Annotated in this window: 10 protein-coding genes; 6 read left to right on the top strand and 4 right to left on the bottom strand. The window is 27.0% G+C overall.

Translation table 4 applies throughout. The features are described from left to right. Positions 1 to 39 precede the first annotated feature (39 nt). From OF377_RS00115 to OF377_RS00135, 5 genes are read left to right on the top strand one after another with little or no spacing between them, the layout of a single operon-like run. Positions 40 to 996 (top strand): ribonuclease HIII, encoded by a 957-nt coding sequence (locus OF377_RS00115; RefSeq protein ID WP_263835875.1) that lies wholly within the window; start codon positions 40 to 42, stop codon positions 994 to 996. Between the two features lie 44 nt (positions 997 to 1040). Then, positions 1041 to 1307: a hypothetical protein gene (locus OF377_RS00120; protein WP_263835876.1), complete on the top strand. Its 267-nt coding sequence runs from the start codon at positions 1041 to 1043 to the stop codon at positions 1305 to 1307. Position 1308: 1 nt separating this feature from the next. Further along, on the top strand, positions 1309 to 1575 hold the full coding sequence (locus OF377_RS00125) for a hypothetical protein (RefSeq protein WP_263835877.1): 267 nt from the start codon (positions 1309 to 1311) through the stop codon (positions 1573 to 1575). Between the two features lie 5 nt (positions 1576 to 1580). Then, on the top strand, positions 1581 to 1886 hold the full coding sequence (locus tag OF377_RS00130; protein WP_263835878.1) for a hypothetical protein: 306 nt from the start codon (positions 1581 to 1583) through the stop codon (positions 1884 to 1886). Next, positions 1877 to 2200: a 4'-phosphopantetheinyl transferase superfamily protein gene (locus OF377_RS00135; RefSeq protein ID WP_263835879.1), complete on the top strand. Its 324-nt coding sequence runs from the start codon at positions 1877 to 1879 to the stop codon at positions 2198 to 2200. Before OF377_RS00130 ends, OF377_RS00135 begins: the two co-directional genes overlap by 10 nt. A gap of 70 nt (positions 2201 to 2270) precedes the next feature. Here OF377_RS00135 and OF377_RS00140 read toward each other — a convergent pair whose 3' ends face one another. Both OF377_RS00140 and rpsD read right to left on the bottom strand, forming a co-directional pair. Next, positions 2271 to 3233: a hypothetical protein gene (locus OF377_RS00140; RefSeq protein ID WP_263835880.1), complete on the bottom strand. Its 963-nt coding sequence runs from the start codon at positions 3231 to 3233 to the stop codon at positions 2271 to 2273. Positions 3234 to 3326: 93 nt separating this feature from the next. Next, the gene (gene rpsD / locus OF377_RS00145) at positions 3327 to 3935 is read right to left on the bottom strand and encodes a 30S ribosomal protein S4 (protein WP_263835881.1); all 609 of its coding nucleotides are present in this window, start codon (positions 3933 to 3935) and stop codon (positions 3327 to 3329) included. A gap of 245 nt (positions 3936 to 4180) precedes the next feature. Between rpsD and OF377_RS00150 the strand changes: the two genes are divergently transcribed. Next, on the top strand, positions 4181 to 5839 hold the full coding sequence (locus OF377_RS00150) for a hypothetical protein (protein WP_263835882.1): 1659 nt from the start codon (positions 4181 to 4183) through the stop codon (positions 5837 to 5839). A gap of 58 nt (positions 5840 to 5897) precedes the next feature. Here the strand turns inward: OF377_RS00150 and OF377_RS00155 are convergent, their stop codons facing one another. Next, positions 5898 to 10214 (bottom strand): hypothetical protein, encoded by a 4317-nt coding sequence (locus OF377_RS00155; protein WP_263835883.1) that lies wholly within the window; start codon positions 10212 to 10214, stop codon positions 5898 to 5900. A 52-nt stretch (positions 10215 to 10266) separates the two neighbouring features. Further along, on the bottom strand, positions 10267 to 20358 hold the full coding sequence (locus OF377_RS00160) for an SGNH/GDSL hydrolase family protein (protein WP_263835884.1): 10092 nt from the start codon (positions 20356 to 20358) through the stop codon (positions 10267 to 10269). Positions 20359 to 20540: the final 182 nt, after the last annotated feature.

Raw genomic sequence — 20540 nt, forward strand, 5'->3', positions numbered from 1 at the left:
ATTATAATATAAAAGATAAGAAGAAAAAAGGTAGATCATATGCAAATTTGAACAGTACAATTAAGTTCAACAGAATATCAACAGATTAGTCAAATATTACAACCATATATCTTAACATCCTGTAATAATAATTTGTACATTTTAAAGCGTTTTGTACAATTAAAACACTTCCGAATTGATGTTTATAGTACATATAAAACTGTTGTACAAATTTATGATGATAATTTATGAAGTCAATTACTTATAAGGTTTCCTATATTAATCTGTTTAGGCAAACAACAAGCGATTAACAAAAAGAAAGAACTAACCCCCAAAAATAAGGAAATCAATAATGATCAATTGAATCACAACGCAATTATCGGAAGTGATGAAGTGGGTGTGGGCGATTTTTTTCATGGTTTAGTTGTATGCGCTGTTTATTTAAAAAAAACTGATTTTAGTTTTTTAGAAGATTTAAAAGTAATAGATTCAAAAAAACTAACCGATAATTATATTTTAAAAATTGCCCCAATTATTAAGGAAAAAATTGATTATGTAATTAAATCATTTTCTCCTTATGAATATAACCAGTTATATAAAGAAATGCAAAATGCACATATTCTTAAAACAATTCTGCATAACAAAGCAATTAGTGTTTTACAAAAGAAACATCCCCAAACATACACAGTCATTGACCAGTATGTTTCACTAAAGAAATTTCATGAATATGAAAGTATTGCTAAACTAAAACCAATTACTATCGACAAAAGTTTAAACAAGGCAGAAAGCTATTATTTAAGTGTCGCCTGTGCTTCAATTATTGCACGCGCTTATCTATTAGAAAATAAATTAAGTCTAGAAAAGAAATATCAAATTAATTTACCTTTAGGTGCTGATAACGAAAAAATCAGAGTTGCAATCGATTACATTCATAATAAATATAAACCTGGTTTTCTTTATTATTTAGCTAAGGCTCATTTTCGTAATTTTCCTAACGCAAAAAGAATAAAAAAATAGTAAATCATTTTTTATTTCCTGTTAATTAATTAAAGGAGGAAAAAATGAAATTATTAAATGAAAAAGAAAAAACTAATTTAACCGGTGGATACGGTGCTTCGTATTTATGAAACACCGCTATTATTACCGGCATGCTTGGCCAAAATTTAGCAGGCAGCATCGGATTAATCGCTCAATTGGTGCAAACATTAAATCCTAACCCCAAATATTCACGCACCCAATTACTAGATAATACTGCAGCACGAATGTATGCGCGAATCGCTCAACACCCAAGCAAGGCTACAATGAGTTTTGGGAGCCCGTTTTTTTAAAATGATTCTGTTGAAAAAAGATGAAAAACAAAACATTTATAGTGGTTTTGCCGCATTACTCGCCGCCCCACTTGTAATGTGAAATAAAATTCTTTTGTGATCAACCATCGCATCAATTGGTGTACAAGTTGCGTCAGGTATTGCAAATATCGCACTTGCGTCAATTCACAAGGAGGAAGATTACAGTTTAGAAAACCAAATTGCAGATGATTTAGTTTTTAACCAACCTTATCAATCTAGTCAATATATTTATTTTTTAGGAAAGTAAAATCTATGAAACGTTTGGATCTTAATAAATTAATGCATAAAAAGTATGTTCCCAATAATTTTGGTTATGATGCTAAAAGTGTTGATCAAGATTTTGATCTCTATATTCAAGCATTAACAGATGCTTATAAAAAAATTGATGAGTTAGAGTCATTGATTAAACAACTAAACGCTGATAACCACCAGCTAAAAAACTACAAGCAATATGCTGAAGAATTAGATCAATTCATTAATAATATTAAAGACAAAATTAATTTAGATGATTCTTTTGACTATATTAGTCAAAAACCAACATTAAAATCATGCAATTAAGACACGGAATCGATCTAATTAATTTGCAGCGAAAAGAATTGAAAAATAATATTCTTGCAAAACGAGTCTTGACTAAAAATGAGTATCAATTTTATCTTAACCACAGTAATTCTTCGTGAGTTCTTGGTGTAATTTTCTCTTGTAAAGAAGCGGTGATGAAGGCGTTTTATTTACAATACTTATATGATGATATTGAAATTAAAATCACTAAAGGACCATGATTGGTTCACATAAAAAACCAACCAACTAATTTAATATTAACTACTTCATTTGAAGATAATTTAATGATTGCTTCGGTTATTGGCCATTTATAATTAACGCTTATAATCACTATATAATGAAAATAAAACAAAAACCACAAAAAAACTGTGGTTTTTGTTTTTATTATTTCATATGGCCCATACGTTTAATTTTAGTTTGTGTGTAGTTTTTTTGTTCATTACTATTTAGTGATTCTCAAATTTTCTTACGATGTACTAAAATATGACGATCGATAATAGGATTAATTTTTAAAGGATTATTAGTATAAATATTAACCGCTTTAACATTTAATAGAGACAAAATTTCAGCAGCCATGTCAAATGCACGATTTTCACCCTTACCAACTAAATCAAATGTTGCATCGAATGTATCCATTTGATAAACTTGAGTGTTATAATAAGCATTGATTTTGTTTAACAGGCCAATTCCACGACCTTCCTCGTGTGCATAAATCATTAATCCACCTTCACTAAACATAACATCTTTAAAAGATTCTAATTGTAATTTACAATCACAGTGTTGTGAATCAAAAATTTCACTAGTTTCACACATGTGGTGAATTCGTAAATTAACAACATCATCTAAACTGCCAACATACGCCGCAGTGAATATTTTTTTTGATCATTGTTCTTCAAATATAATGTAATTTAATGGTCCACGTTCAGTCTGTAGTACAATCTCTTTACTTTTTTGAAAAACGTTTTTGTGTTTAAAACTAATGATGACATTTTTTTCATTAATTAATTTACTTAACAACAAATCATCGACCTCGAGCAGTTTTTCTAGTAAAACATCGTGTTTAAAGTCAAAGAGAATTGTATTACCATTAAAACTAAAATCCTTACCTAAAACCTGTGTAACAACTAACATTACTTGTTGTCCTAGATTATTTTGTAAAAAATGATTTAGTTGGTAAAGTGTTTTTAGATAAATGCGATCAATTGGCCCTTGAATAATTCAATTATTATTTTCCATTTCTAAAGGATATGTTTTCATCGGGTGGGTTTGGTTATTAAAATCTACAACTAGCGTTTCTAGTTCATTTTCATTAATCGGATTGAGAGTAATAATTTTTAAAAAATCCATACTTATTTTCCTTTTTCTAATTAGTTTATAAATACAAGGTGAATAAAAAACCACCTAAAAAACTAGGTGGTTTAAAATAGTGTTTATTAGTAATTACAGTAAACGATTGAATCATTCAACAACGTAAGCTTCATTAACATCTGTTGGTAATTCTTCACGTTGAGGTAAACGAGCTAATTTTAATGCTTTCTTTTCTGCATCAACCACTTCGATAAATGGAGCTGGTTTATTTTGTGTATTTTTAACAACTGGAATTTCTAATGCAGTTGATTTTAAAGAAACAACATCACCAACATTTAATAATGCTGATGGGATATTATTTTTCTTGTTATTAACTAATACATGACTGTGGTTTACTAATTGACGTGCGGCGCGACGAGTTGGAGCTAATCCTGCACGGAAAACAACTGAATCTAAACGCGATTCTAGTACTTGTAATAGGTCTAAAGTAAGAACACCGCCTTGTTTCATTGCAACTTTATATAAACGACGGAATTGACGATCGTTTAATCCATAAAGATACATTAATTTTTGTTTTTCTAATAATTGTTGACCGTAGTTTGATAATTTAGTTTTTTTATTACCGTGTTGACCGGGTCCATAGGTTCTTTTTTTACCACTGTTAAACTCTTTGTTGTTTTCTAATAAAGAAAAGCCTAAATGACGAGATTTGCGGTAAATACTTCCTGTATAACGACTCATAGTTTGTTATTTCCTCTTATTTCTTAATATAGGCATATAACTTCAATAATCAACTCTGTTTGCATAATTTAATTTTAATAATTTCAGAATGATAGCACTTCTTACTTTTAATGCATCCCGTAATTAAATATTTGCAGAATATGTTGATTCGCTAATCATATGCTTTAATTATTTTAACACAAATTAAAAAAAATTAATATATTTAAAACCTTTTATAATTTAAAGTGAAGGGAATAGTGAGATTTATGAAATACGAAATTTTAAGTTTGTTAGTTTTTATCATCCTGGCCTTAATTCTAGGAATAACAATGTTGTGTATGTCAATTAAACAAAAGAAATATTACCATTACTATTTCCAAAAACTAATTATTTACCGCCAAAAATTTGACAATCGATTTAATAAAGTATTTATTAATCAAGACAATATGTATCAATATGCCAAACCTGAGTCTATTTCTACAATTAACACATATCGTTATGATTTAGTCGAACAAATTAGTATATTAAACGATGAGTTAATCACTCTGCATCATTTAATAACAAAAGGGTATATTTTTAAAACTCATTTATTTATACGCCACTTGCATAAACAATTTACGAATTTTGAAAAAAATGTAAAAATTTTTAACAATGATTTAAATCATTTCTGATCCTCATTTGATGAAAATGATGATTGTTTAGTTAATTATATTACATCTAATAAACAACTTGATTCATTTTATATGGACTTCTGCCGTAAGTATGATTTAGATAATTCAAACTATAATAAAGCCGCTCAAAAAATTGAGGAATTCATTGTCCAGCTAGAACTATTAAAAAAGAATGGCCATTTTGACAAAAAACAAGAAAAATTTATCAACAAACAAATTAATAGTATTTGAAAAAATAAAGTTCACTTGATTCGCAATCTTGTTTATTTTATTAGTCTAAATGAAGATTTAGAACATAAATCTAAATTATTAAACAATTACTTACTACAAACATTCCAGCACCCTGTTTTAGATGAATATTTTATGTTGGCAAATGAATGAACTATTATCAAACAAAAAAACTTTAAAACTTATTTAAATAATTCACAATTCAATATTGTTTATGAAAAATATTTATTTAATCTTGAACAAAAACTTAATTTTTTAATTCCACTTGCTTACCAACATCATCAAACACAACATACTTATCAAGAATTAAAAAATGATATGAACAATGCTTTAAACATTGTTCAACATTTATTAACAGATCTGCAAAGCGAAGTAAAAACATACCAGATTCAATTATCATCTATTCACTATGATGAACTAATTTCCCAATTAAACCTTATCGGTAATGAATGCCAACGACTTATAAATATTAGTCATGAAACCCTTCTGATTCAGGACTATAATACTCTGCAAAAACTAAAGCATTTATTTATAAATGTTCTTAGTTGTATAAACCATTTAGACCAATGAAAACAATTGATGCAAACATATAATGATCATTTACAAAAAATTGAATATTTTGTGCGAAAAAATATTTACAATATAAACCAAATCCTTGCTTTAAAGAACAAACAACTTATTATCTTGGAATATGATCAGCAATATCTAAACGAATATTATCAACAACTATTAGATAAGAATTTTAGTTTTTTAACTAATAGTCACGAAGTCTTGTATAATTTAACCATCATTGATCAGCGAATTAATAAGACTATGGAATATGCAAACTTAATTATGCAAAAGATCCCCGAATGAATGAACGTTTGTCAGAATTATTTGGATGAAAATAAACTGGTTTATAAGTTAATTAATAATCCAAGTTCGAAAGAACAAATTACCTATATTAACGATTATTTGGACCAAATTACTTTATTTGAGAGTAAAAATTACCCAAATTCAAGTAAAAATAATTTACAAACAAAATAATTTTTATTTTAAAAAACTAACATTTCAATAATGTTAGTTTTTGTTTACAGATATATGTTTATTTTTTTTGTTTTAGAAGCTCTAAGAACAAAAAGATATTAGCATTTGGTTTGTCGCCTAAAAATGATATTAAATGAAAATATAAGCGTTGATAAACAATTTTTTCCATATCAACTATTTTTTTAGAATGGTTATGGATTTGCAAAAAATTAGTTATTCATATCTGTTGTTCAGAAGTAAAAGTAATTGTCTTAATTAAATAGTAGCTTAAGGAAAAAAATTTAGTCTTATTATGCCATAATCCATGAGATGAATGAATAAAATATTTCTGATGCGTATATGCAAACAAACACAGTGTTAAATTTTGTAAACTTTGGTAATATATTTCGTAATACTGATCATGTTGTTCAACATAAAATCATAAAAGACGATAAAAACGCTGTAAATATTTTTTATAAAGTAACGTTTTATAATTAAATCGTTGTTTATTCATTTGGGGGACTAACAGTAATTGCAAAAGATACGAATACCATGGAGTGTATAGTGGGTTAATATTATCTAGTTGATCAAGTGGGGAATGCAATACAACTGTGTTGAAAAAATCACATAGCCCTAAAAAATTAATTTCTTTATTTTCAAATGCAAATAGTAATAATTCAATTTTATTATTAAAATTTGAAAAAATAAAATCCTTAAACGAATCTAAGTATATCCCTAAATAAAAAACCGTTGATTCTTTGTGTTTAACTAATAAACATTTTTTAGTTGTATTAATGAACCAATTATTAACATTTGGTAATTTAATTAAATAATTTATCATTTCTCCAATAAATTGTTTTTGGAGTTTTCAGTTCACTTTTTTAGTATCAATCCTTAACTGAATAAATATAAACTGGGTAATAATATGAACGATTGTTTTGTTTGTAACTAGCTCAAAGAAAACGTTTTTTCAATCATCAATTAGATCATATTTATCAATTAAATAAAATAATGAACGCACAAGCATATGTTGTTTGTCTTGGGTTCAAAGATCAAAAATAAATGGATCTTTGATAATTACAAGATCATAAAACTTTTTAATTAGGTTAATAAACTTTTGGTTATTTAAAAAGAAATCAATTAATTGGTTATGCTCATGTACACTAATGTTTAAATTAATATTTTGGAAATATTGATTGACATAATCAATAATTAGTCGGTGGATAAATTTTCAATCCTTAATTCCGTTTAAAATAAAATTCATTGTCGAAGTTAATTTTTGGCGACTAGATATCAATTCAACATGTTGATAAGCTTTAATCAGGAATGTTATTAATTTACTAAAACTAATTAGAAATTTTTGACCTTTAATTCAAGGGAAGGTTTGTAAATAAACCCCTAACAAATCAACAAGTTTTTTTAATTGACTTCAAGGTAAATTAATTAGCTGATCAACGTGTTTTGGTTCTAACCAAAATTGGTATGAATAATGTTTTACTAAATAAGCAAATTGTTTTTTATTAATATCTTGATAATTAATTATTTCACTATTAATTCGCGAAATTAAATAAATAAAATAATGTTTAAATACTGGTCGATTTTGTAAATTGTGCAAAAAGAAACTAACAGCATTCTTTTCGGCGTTAATTAATAAATCACATTGGTTGCTAGTTAAAACTTTTAGATAACGTATTAACAATCCAGTAATACTCGTATTTAGCAAACCTTTATCATCACAAATTAAACGTCATAAATTACTAAATTCATTGTTTATCCACTTATTTAATGACTCTAAGAAACGATTGATAAAAGTAATTAAAGGATCCTGATTATTAGATTCAATAAAAAGAGTATCATGACTAATTTGTACACATAATTGATAAATAGTTTGCATTAGAATTTGATCATTGAAAATAAGATCCAAATGCTTGAATAAATCTAATAGATTGTTTGCTAAAGATTTATTAGTGCTGGCTTTGAAATTAATTTGTTTAATTGTCATTGCCAACAAAATATTAGGATACTGTTCTGATGTATATTTCTTTAAAAATAAATGCGCAAATAATGATTTTATAATATCTTTAATCAAGGAAACATCATAATTTTGGTTATATAAAACTAACAATATTTGTTTTAAAAAATAGCGATGCACATCCTGGTTTTTTTGTCGACTTACTAATTGATTATTTTTTATAAATCGATAATATTTATTAATTGAATACAACAATAAATTATCAAATAAAATAAATATTGTTGCCGGAGAGTAATTTAAATGACTTAAATTTACTAATAATAATTCATTAATTTGATAAACATATGGTTTAAAAATTTTTTTAATAACATCGGCAACATCACTTCAACGATGATTATAAAATAAATATATTAAATCATAATGCATTAACAAACCGTATAAATGGTTCGTCATTAAATTTAAATTCTGTTTATTTATTAATAAAGTTTTTAATCCTTTAAAATACCTAATAACTTCTTTCCTACCTAGACCTCTAATTAAAGTTTCAGGTAAAAGTCAAATTAATAAATCAAATAGACCACTTCACCAGTTCTCATTACTAATTAATTGGTGTACAACAACTGTTTGATCATCCTTCGCAAACAGGTATTTATTAACTTCGAAAACTGCAATTATTTTTTCATAAATTGTTTTTTGAGCAAGAATGTAATCCTGAAATAAAAATATTTGATCAATAAACAATAAAACATATTTCTTAAATCTAATTTGATTAGTTAACAACTCGATCAATTTATAGCAAACTTCTTTAATTTTTTGATTGTATTTCTTGTTAAATAAAACATATAACAAAAAATTAATAATTATTGTGTGATTGTGAAAGGATGTAAAAAAATCAATTAAATAAGTTTTTCATTGTTTTGTATGCGCTCTGACATACTGGTTTTTAAAAATAATTTCAATTAAGATATTAAAATGTTCTGAGTGAAAAATGGCCACTAGAATTGCTTTTCAAAAAGTTTCTTCGTCAACAAACAATTTCTTATTTTTATTGACCAGGTTATCCTGAATACTTATTAATCATTTTGTTCATAACTCACTTTGGATCGCATAATACAATAAATTATAACCAAGGTAATTATTTTGATCATCCATCTTTTTTAGAAATCGATAAGCAATATTACTCTCATAATCAGAAGTAAAAAGACTAAAAAATGAATCTAAAATCTTTAAAAAATAATTTTTATATCTGTGCAACCAACTTAGTGATAAATAAGTCAACAATCTTTTGTTCATCGGTTGATAAATCAAATCTTCTTGTTGTCCTTCAAGTTCTGACAATGATAACACACTATCATGTTTTAAAAGTTGATCAACGATTTTAGTTTGTTGGTTTTCACTTACTTTTAAAAAGAAATCAAAACAATTTTCGTCTGTACTTAGATAACGAGTACTAACTTCATCATATAAATAGTATTGATAAACCTCCTTTTGACAAGTTGTTTTCACAAGCAAATCAATGGCAATTTGTTTGTATGCAGAAAATGACGGATGTAAATCGTATCAACAAGAATGATATCTTTTGATTTTTTGGTCATAAATAAGGCGATGCGGATTAATGTAATAAACGTTAGTGATGTTCGCTGTTTGCTTAATAACATTGGCTAATTGATCTCATATTTGTACACATAAATCTGTTTGTTCACCAAACGCTGTTCAATGATCAATTAAATTATTTAGAAGAGCAAAAGGTTTTAAATAACCCACTAAATAAATTTTTGCATCCGGATTAATTGTTTGAATAATCTTAACTAATTGAACATAGTTTTTAATAATAATTTGTTTATTTAAATATAAATTATCAAATAAATTTTCAAATGCATTTAATTGATTATTTTTACTTTTAATCAAAATACTTAAATCTCTAACTAAATCGTAATCTAGGAAATCAAATAAACCTAATGATATTGTAAGTATATTAGCATCCTTAATTTTATTCACTAACTTATTAGTCATCTCATTATGCAGTTGTGCAAATTGAGTATGATCAAATAAATAAAATAGTGATAAAAAACTATTTAAATGCTCATTAAATGCTGGTTTTTGTACATTATTTCATTCATTCAAAAATTGAAAATAACTAAATTCTTCATTATACAAATATTCATCTGTTGGATGTTTTAATAAATAAAGTCAATCAACAATTCGGGCATGCATTAAGCCTAAATTATCATAACTAGCTACTTGATAATCAGTATATTGTTTTCAGTAATAGACAAGAAAAGAAGCATACGACAAACCATCAACCAGATTGTTATTCATCTTGCCCGGCAATTCGTATCCCAAAATAGGGTCATAACCCGATGCATAACTATCACCTAAACAAACATATTTAATCTCTGTTTGTTTATTTTTTTGATTTGTCATATACTTCTTTTACTCCTTTTTAGATCAATTAAATTAAATAATATTTTATAAATTAATGACGTTGGCGACTTGCAGGACGTCCTCGTTTCATTGATTCAAAAATATAATTAACCTTATTTCTATTTTTATTTTCCACTTTAATATTGTTTTTTAGATTACGTTTTGAATTTCAATACGTAATCATGTATAAGTAGTCAAAATCACGATAACCTCATTCGTATGATCGTGCAGATTTTGTTGGTGAGTAATCTCCAAAAATATCATTCCAAACTCTATCAGCAGCATAACCACTAGTCGCTCCACCACTCAAGTTTTTACCAACAATTCCAACACCATTTGCCCCTCAAACAGCGTTTCATCAAACCCCAGCACCAACATCACGGAAGTATGTTTCATGTGCAAATCATAAAACAGCTAATGTAATATGGAACATCGCACGGTGGTATGGACTTTCATCTTTATAAGTTAAATTACGATTTCGATTTCAGAAATTTTCATCCGCTTTTCACATATTGTATGAGAAAGTTTTAATAGCTTCTAATGGATTAGCACCAGTAATTTTCAATTCTGAAGGCGGTGTTGAGTGCGGAATAATTTCATTAATGAAGTTTTTGGTTTGAATATTATTCCGGTGCATCGCAAAAAATAACGGTTGGTTAGTACTTAAATTATCATAATTTACTAATGGTGATTTTTCAAAAATTAAGTTAATGAAGTTTGCCAGGTAAATAACGTGAATTTTTGATTGATCATTGTCGATATGGCTTGTAAAAGACAAAATTTTTGTAAATTGCATCGGGTCGCCTGTAATATATTTATTAACAATAGAAGCAATTTCTGCTAAATGATCAGGTTGGAATGTTGCAAGTTTATGTTCTTTAAAAATTGATTGAATTTTTTCAACCGGTTTAATTAAGAAATCAAATGAACGAATATGTTTCATAACTTGTTTGATTAAGTTTGCAACAATTTCGATATCATTTTCATTTGTTCCTTCTAGTTTTAGTTTGTTAAACATGATTTTAGCAACGTATCGAGTTGTAGCATTTGAAGTCACAAAATTAATAACAAAATTCAGAATATCTTCTTTTAAATGTGCTTCAAAATTATGATCAATAAAGTTATTGATTACATTTAGTGGTTCGTTGTTTAAAAGTAAATCAGCATACGTATCTTTATATTTAAATACGTCATCAATAAATAATCTAAGAATTTTTTGTAAGATTTCAGAGTCTCTAAATCAGCTATAAGCCCCACTAATAAATCGTTGAGTTTCATCACTAGCAATACCTGTTTTTTCAACTAATAAGTTGGTAAATTTATTTTGTAAAACATCAATAACATAGCGTGATAAATGTTCTGATTTTAAGAATTTATTTATTAATTGTTTTGTTGTCTCTTTAAGTTTATTTTGGTTTTGTTGGTCTTTTAAAACGTTAGCTTTTAAAACATAAGCAATAGTCTTTAAAACCAATGCAAATGGACTTGGCTTATTTGTTGTTTCATTTTGGTCTACTGTATCCTGATTGTTTATTGAAGTAACTTTCAACAGGATTGGATCAAACATCTTCTTGTATTGTTCATATGGAATTAATTTCAATAAAACATCCATAAAATTAATTAGTGTTGAATCGTCATACTTGATTAATTCAATTACATTAGCTAAATACTCTGGTTTTGTGATTTCAGGTAACACATTCGTTTTAAATAAGCTCGTGAAATTTTGTTCTTCATCAATCATTTTCTCTGCATTGTTTTCAAGGAAATTAACGAAATGATCAAGGGTTTTGCTAATAATCTCTAAATCAAAAACGTGTGGGATAAATACTTTGATGATGTTGGCAATCTTAGATCTATCTTCCTCATTTAAGTCAGGAAGATTCAGCAATTTTTTAACTGTTTTTACAAAAACATCGCTTAATTTAGTGATAATAGGACTATTGGCTACAAAATGTTTTTTGAAAACATCTTTTATCTTAATAATAAACTCGGTTTTGTTTAATTTTAAAACTTCTTTAACTAATTGTCCAAAAGTGTTTGTTGAACGGTAATTTTGTGCATCATCAATAAATTTGTCAACAAAATATTTTAGTTGATCTGTTAAATCAACAATCATTGCTTGGTTATTAAATAAAGTTGCAAATAAATCCTGGAAATCAGTTTGTAAATTAGATAATAAAGGAATTTCTTGAATAATTAAACTACTTAATTTAATTCCTAAATCCTTAAATAAATTAGTTAAAAAACCACCTGGTGATAATGCCTTTGTTTGCAAGACATCAACTAGTTTATTAACAACTTCTTTTCCTTTATCTTTTGCGGTATTTGATAATTGAAATTCAAATAAGGCTTTCACATATTTATAATAGTTATTCACTTTGGCAATCGGCTGAGGATCTGTGCCTTGGTTTATTGTAGTCACATTACTACTATTTTCTGTACTTGTGGAATTTTCTGGGGAAAGTTTTATAACAGAATCATTTTTAAAAATTCTGTTTCAGTCAATTTCATTTACAAGCGCAATTGCACCTGTAGCAATAATATTTACATCCAAATCATTTAATTCTAAAATTTGTAACACTTTAGCAACTGTGTCTGCATATTCCTTGTTTTCATCATAATTAAAGATTTTTCTCACAAATAACTGGCTTGCATCAATTTTCTTTTCAATAAAGTTTTTAACTAATACAATATCTGTACTTGAAGCAAAAACATTCAACAATGCATCTAATGTATCTTGGTAAATCGATGTTCGAGTAATATTATTTGCAATAACTTTGATTAATGCTTTTAAATCAACAAAATTTTGGTGTTTAATTTCTTCGGGAGCTTTATAAGTAGCTATATTAAAGATAAAATAACTAACTTGTTCACTAATGATATCATCATTAAAAATCGATTGGATGAGGTGGTTAATATCTTCTTTAATGGTCGTTTTTTGGTTAGTAAACCAAAAGTTAACCAAACCCCAAAAATCAGTTTTATCTTTGAAATCTTGCTGTGTAGAAAGAAGATTTTGGACAAAGTGTGTTAATAAGTTTTTAAAATGTTCATTTTTGTAAACTTGTTCAATAATTTTCTGAACAAGGTCTTGTTTTTGAACGGCAGTTAATGTGATAAATGAATCTAAATTTAGTTTCAAAACAAATTCAGAAATCGTTGTCGCTAAGTAACTTTTAATATTTGTATTTTCAAAAACGGCATTTAGAAGTGTTGTTAATAATGTGTGAATTTTGGTCTTTGTTGATTCATTAAAGTATTGATTTTTAACTAGGTTATTAATAATTTTAAAAATTTGGCCTAAAACATTATTAATATCTAATGTTTCTGTTTGTTCATCTGTCGCACTAGAATCAACTTTTTGGCTAACAAGATCTTGAATTTTTTGGACACTTATCTTGCTTACAAGTGTATGAATAATAGTATTTAAATCTTGAATATTCAAATCGTCACGAGTCAAAACTTCTAATAAATTTAATCAATTAGTCAAGGTATTAAAATCATTAGTTCAGTATGTTTTTAAACTAGAGAAATCATTATTCAAAAATGACATGAAATTGGTTTGTGCTAATTCAATAACCTTGTCCAAACCATCATTAAAAATTTTCAATGTTGGAATCTTGTTAATAACTGGTTCTAGTGCATTAATCAGAGTTGTTTGAGTTGGCGCATCTAATTCGTCCCCGATTAAAGTAAATTGGTCAATAGCAAACTGATAAATATTAAGTTCTTTTAAATTACTTAATGTTTGTACAATTAAATCTTTAATAAGATTTTTATCATTTTGGATATTTTGTTTAACAAATTCGCTTAATAAAGTTTGTCAACTATCCTGAGTGTATGCTTGCTTGTTATCTAAATAGTCTGCAAATAGTTTTTTTACTAATGCACTAAAACTATTCCAAATTGCATCATTTTGCATTAATTGGGCATAAAAGCTAATTCATCATGTTTTATGTTCAGCGATAAAGGGCACTTTTTGACCTAGAATAGTAATCAACTGATTGTAGAATGGTGCTAATAAATTAACTAACTGCTCATGGTATAAATGATCAGTTTTTAAAATACTAAGTAAGTTATTAACGATGGTTTGTAGTTTAGTTTTAACATTTTCGTTCAATGAGTGGTTATTAAACACTTTAATGTAATTAAAAATAACATCAACATAATTAACTTCTTGATCTTTACTTTGATCATTTGCGTTTGTTTCAGAGGTAATAGTGTCTTTTGAACTAAACACATGAACATCAAAAATAAGATTAAAAATTAAATCACTAATTTGTTGCGCATTAATATCTTCCAAATCTAAAATATCTAATAAGCGTAAAGTATGTTCAGGGTTTTTAAAATCAAATAAAACTTGTAAATCTGCAACTAACGTTTCTTTGTTTACTAAATAACCTTCAACCTTTGATTTTTCTTTAAATAATTCAAAAATACCATCATATAAATTTGAAACAAATGGAATATTGAAAAGGTTAGTACCAAGCGTTCTTAAAATAGTTGTTAATCGTTCAATAGTTGTGGATGGGGCATCAACGACAAAATCCGGATTAATTCGTTTAATAATTACTTGAGCCAGGAATTTTCATAAATCATTAGCATTGTTTAACGAACTCAGATAAGTTGCAATTTTTGTTTTTAAACCACTTTGCACGCCGTTTGCATACAAATTAATTAAACTTGCTAGATCATTTGCGTTTTGTCAATCATTTGGGTGACTTATAAAATACTGAATTAAAGATCAAACAACATCTTTAAATTCTTTATTAAATGTTTGATTAACAATTTTTAATAAATTTGTTTCTTGATTTTCTGTAGGTCAAATTAAATCAAAAAACATTTTACTTTGCGAGTTTGCTAATAAAGTACGCACAACTCTAGTTTTTAAATTTGAACTTGCAAATACGTTATCCAATAAGTATTGAAGTACTGTCTGGAATTTTTCATTTTTCGTATGTAATAAATCAAGCGAACTAACTTTTTTTAAAATTTTAAAAATTAAATCTGCATAATTAATGCCTACAACTTGTTGATCATTTAACTGAACATTTGTGCTCTGAGTGTCAGGTGTTGTAATTAAGTGGTTTAATGCGATATCAATCACTTCTTTAATTTCATCAACACTAATGTCATCGTATTTGATTAAATCCAAAACTTCAACAAAGTTAGCAAGATTGTTTGTTAATAAATTAATTAGTGGTTGAAGGTTAATTTTTTCTCCAACTAATATTGAGGCAAAAATATTCTCAGTTAAATCAAAGAACTTATCAAATAATTCATTGTATAAATTTAAATCAGGAATATGTTTTAAAACTTTTTTAATGACACTTTTGAATAAAAGTACATTTTCTTCACTAAATTGATCTAATTGTTGAATAATTATCGCAAAAACAACATCAACTAAATTATCGTTGATTGTTTCATTAGAAACAAACATCTCTAAAGTGTCGTGGATGTTTTCTTTAAGTACTTCTTTTTTGTTAGCAAATAAAATATGGATAATATCCTTAACACTATTAATTTGACCATATGCTGAATGGTTATCAAATAAATCATTAATAATAATTTGGACTAAATCAGCCAATTGATTTAGTAATTGATTATCATTAATAATCGCTTTAACCAGAGCTTTGATTTTATCGTTAATCTCGGAATTTGTATGATAAGTTATTTGTTCTAATAAACCAGCGAAAACTTGGTAACGTTCAGTATTAACAACAATTCTTTCGTTTTTTAAGTCATCAATAAGAAGTTTAATAATTTCTTTGATTTTAGTCCCTGTTGATGAATTAAAACCATTAGCAAAGATTGCTCTTATTAATTCTGTAACAAAATTTGATGCATTAATATTTGTATCCGTTTGCTGTAACCTAGCAGAATTATTCGATGATTCTTGGTCGGCGTTATCCTTTTTAATTTTAAAGTTTAAACGAACTTTAAAAACAATAGTATTGATAAAATCAGCATATTCGCGTGCACTAATATTTGTTTGAATATCATTAACTAGATTCGCAATTTGTTGCGGAGTTTCTAAGTGAATTGACTGCAAAAGTTTTTGAATAATACTTTCAAATCCACTAGTTAATAAAACATTAACTGTAGCTGGATCACTAATTAAATTTAATAACTGATCAACAACATCATTGTATAATTGTAAATTTACAATTGATGTAATTGCTTTTTTAATAAACGCTTTTAGTGTATCTTGATCTGTTCTTTCGACATCATTTCACGTTTTTGTGTTGTTAATTAATGGAATGATTAAACTAAATACAAAATTTAAAAAATCGTCGTTGCTTAATAAATTTGTCACAAAATTATTTAATCAATTTTTAACTTGCTCCTTGTTTTCGCGAATAATAACACTAATAAAACTTAAAAAATTGTCTGTATTAGTAAATACATCCGGATTATCCAAAGTTTTATTAATAATACTCTTTAAAAGTACATCCAAGTGTGATTCATTAAAAAATGCATTAACTAATCTTTCAATCAATACTAATTGTTCGCCATTTTCTTGTTCTGCAAATAATCGGTTCTCTAATAAAACTTTTTGTATTTGCGAAACAATCATTTTCTTTAAACTTTGGGAGTTAAAGATACTCGTAATCGTATGTTCGAGCACTTCCTTAACTTTTTGTCTATTTGATTGAATTTTTGCACTTGGGTTATCAACACTATTATTTAAATACGACGAATTGATAAATCTCATTAAAGTTTTATAAACTAAATCTAAAACATCTAACTGTTGTTCAACTGATCCGGTATTTTCGTTTTTACTTACTATAGATTCATAGTTAATATTATCAACAAAGAAACTAATAACTTCTTTAACATCATCAGTTTTAATAGCATCAATTTCTGCTAATTCTAATAACTCAACAAGATCAGGTAATGTTGATAATACTGTTGCGATTAAATCATTTGTAAATTTAGGTAAACTATTAACTTGCTTGCTGGCAAGACCTGCCAGATGACGACCTAAAACACTAAAAATTCGCTCTTGAATTAAAGCAAATGTTTTTAAATCACCAAGACTGCTTAATAAAGGCGATAAAATTCTTGTTAATGCTTGTTTAATCTCAGCATTTAACGGTTGTTTTAAAGGTAAATAGTGCTCGATTAAAGTTAAAATGATATTGATTAAATGTTGATTAATATCAGGGTTTTTTAACCATAGACCAAGAACTTTTTTAATCCCATCTTGCAACTGTGTACTATTAACATCTAATAAAGTGGTTAAGAAATTTGTTCAATAAGATTGACTCGCAAAATCATGATTGTGATCAATAAAATTAAATAATATGTTCGTTAAGATGTCATTTAAAGTATCAGATGGAATTAAAGTTTTAATTCCTTGTTCAATCACTTGGAATAAATCAACTTTAATTTTATTTAAAACTACATTATCTTGTTTAATTAATAAATCACCCAAACGATTGATTCCATAATTAGTAATTAATTTGATAATGTTTTGAGAAGTATCGTTATTAAATAACGTTGTAATTAATTGTCCTAAAACTTTTTTAAAGTGCTCTTTTTGACTTCTTGTAAATTCTTGCTTCTTTAAACCTGCAATAAATTGTTCAAGGAAATTATCAAAACTAATTTTTTTATTTTGAATCAGCTTAACTACCAACGGAATCAAACCATTATTTAATGATTGATGAATAATATTTGACCCTAAAATACTAATTAACGCTCTTTGTCATTGGTCACTACTAATGTTTTCTTGACTTAAAATAGCAAATAAATCATTAATTAAATCAGCCAAATCAATCTTAAACAACGATCATTTGTAATCATCATTCTGTTTTTGTTCTGTATGAAACAAATGATTGTAAAATCCGGGATCATTTAGCATTTCAAAAACATTAGCACTCATTTTTTCAAATGTTACTAATGAATTTAAACGTAACAAAATTTTGTCCATAATCTCTTTGATATTTGGTTCATCAATAATATCCAAAAAATCTGTTGCAAATGTTTTTTTAATAATTTCTAAAAGAGTGCTACGTGTTTTTTGATCGTCTAATAAATTTTGCACAATTCCATTTACATTTTCTCGAATCACCTTAGTATTATTCTTAACGAGTGCAACAAGCAAATCTGGTAGTTTTTCATAAGAGTAATAAACCGAAGTGTGGTCGAAAAGATCATCAACAATTGCGCTAATTAATGTTTCTAAATGACCAGATGTATTAATGCTACTTAGAATCGTTTGTAAATCATCTTTAATATTAATTGATGAAGCGTTTAAACCTTTTTTTAAAAAAACATCGATAAGCAATGGAGAGTTAAAAAAGTATTTTAAAATTGCCTTAATAACTGTTTTTGTTTCGTTAGGGTGTTGTAAAAAAACGCTAGAGGTTAATAAAGTTTTAATTGTTTCAATAATATTTTCTGATTTTAGTAAATTGTTCTTAAAACTACTAATAAAATCTTCGTATGTTAAATCATAATTCGGATCAGCTAAAGCTTTAGCATCAATTTCATTCTGAACACCAATAAAAATGTTGTCTAAAATTTTAGTTTCGGCAAACGCTTTAACGAGTTTATAAAAATTACTTTTTCCAAACTCATCTTTTTGACCAAGAAAATTTGTCTTAACACCTATATCATCAATTCCTAAACTTCGTAAAACATCTTGAAAATAAAATAGCATTTGATCAATTAATTCAGGGTGATTTGTAATTCAAGAACTAACAATTGCTGATGTTTTGTTACGGTAATTTACCCCTTGATTGTTTAGTAATGCATTTTCATTTTTGGTTTTTGTTCATAAAACACTGTTATTATGCCCGACCAAAGTATTGATTAATGTTTGGTTAGTATAATCACTAAATCATAATTGTTGGTGGTATTTATCCTTATCAGTTTTGATGTACGCAGAATTTCACATCGGAAGATCTTCCGATCGATAACTATCAGTTGTGGTATTTAAACTTAATTTTAGCAAGATGTCTTGGGCCATTTTTTTATAGCCAATTTCGGTTGGGTGAATATCAAATAATGAACGAGTAAAAACGTTTCGGTTGGTATATCAGTCATCATAATCAAAAGTACTAATATAATTGACATTCGTTTTCGCCGCCGCGTTTGCGATCGCATTATTTAAATTATTAAGTAAAAAATCACTAAGTCATTGGTTATTAGCATCCTTAACTCTTCACAATTTATTTAGCATCTTTTCTCAACGTAATAAAGGTTTGGGGTAACCAATTAAATTGATTTTTAATTGTGGATTAATTTGTTGTAAAATACTTACAAATTTTGCAATGTTTGCACTTATTACGTTTAATTCCTCAAGAATTTGGTTTTCATATCGAGTAAAAACTTCTGCAACCCCTTCGTCCGTTGCGCCAAATAGATCACGAATTAGGCTTGTAAACGTATGACTTAAAATAAAATCATTCGCTCCCAATGTTAGTGTTAAAAAATTGGCATCTTTAATTTTCAAACGTAATTTACTTGTAGCTTGTTGCATTTGTTCAACGCTGATCTCTTGATCACTAAATGCAATTGGATCAAAATATTTTGCTAAACGATCCCTGAATGCCGCATTATCTTGTTGATCTAATGCGTAGCCAAATCTTAAATTACGACTTTTATCACCATTTGTATAAGCAGGATTGCGATCGTTAAATAGATATAGTCAACTTGCAACCGTTGAACCAGTCATCGCTGCATTATCATAACTTAGTACGGCATTTTGGTTTAAGCGTTGCATAAAATCAACTAAAAAAGCAGGATATGAAAGACCTGATATTTCATTATCAATCAACTCTCCAGCAAGATCAGAACCTAGAATATCATTAAATCCTGCTGTAATAGAATCACCAAGAGCAACATATTTAATTTGCGTCTTAGGAATTTCAATTACATTTAAATCAGCATTTGGAGCAATGCTAGTTAGTTGTTTATTATTTGGTTTATTAACCACATCAATTCCTCCGCCGATTCGATTAATTAAATCTTTTTTGTCTTCTTCTTTTTGCTTCTCCTCATTTGTTTTCTCTATTGGATCAGGAAACTCACTAATGGGTTCTTCTTTTGCACAACTTGCTGCCAGCGTTCCAACACTTGCCGTTGTGAGTGCAGAAATCAATCCCCAAGCAATAATCTTCTTTTTCTTAATCATAAAGTCCTCCTTATGAGAGATGTTGCTATGCAACACTAATATCTTATTATTTTAGCATACTTTTTATCTCTTGCTAGGTTTTTAAAATCACTTGTTAATATATTATATTTATATAATATATTACTTCATTTAAAATAAACGCAAAAGTCGCTAATAATGCAAAATTAAATATTAAAAAGAAA

Origin of the sequence: Ureaplasma sp. ES3154-GEN, assembly GCF_025780075.1 — a bacterium.
In the GTDB taxonomy this organism is placed as follows: domain Bacteria; phylum Bacillota_I; class Bacilli_A; order Mycoplasmatales; family Mycoplasmoidaceae; genus Ureaplasma.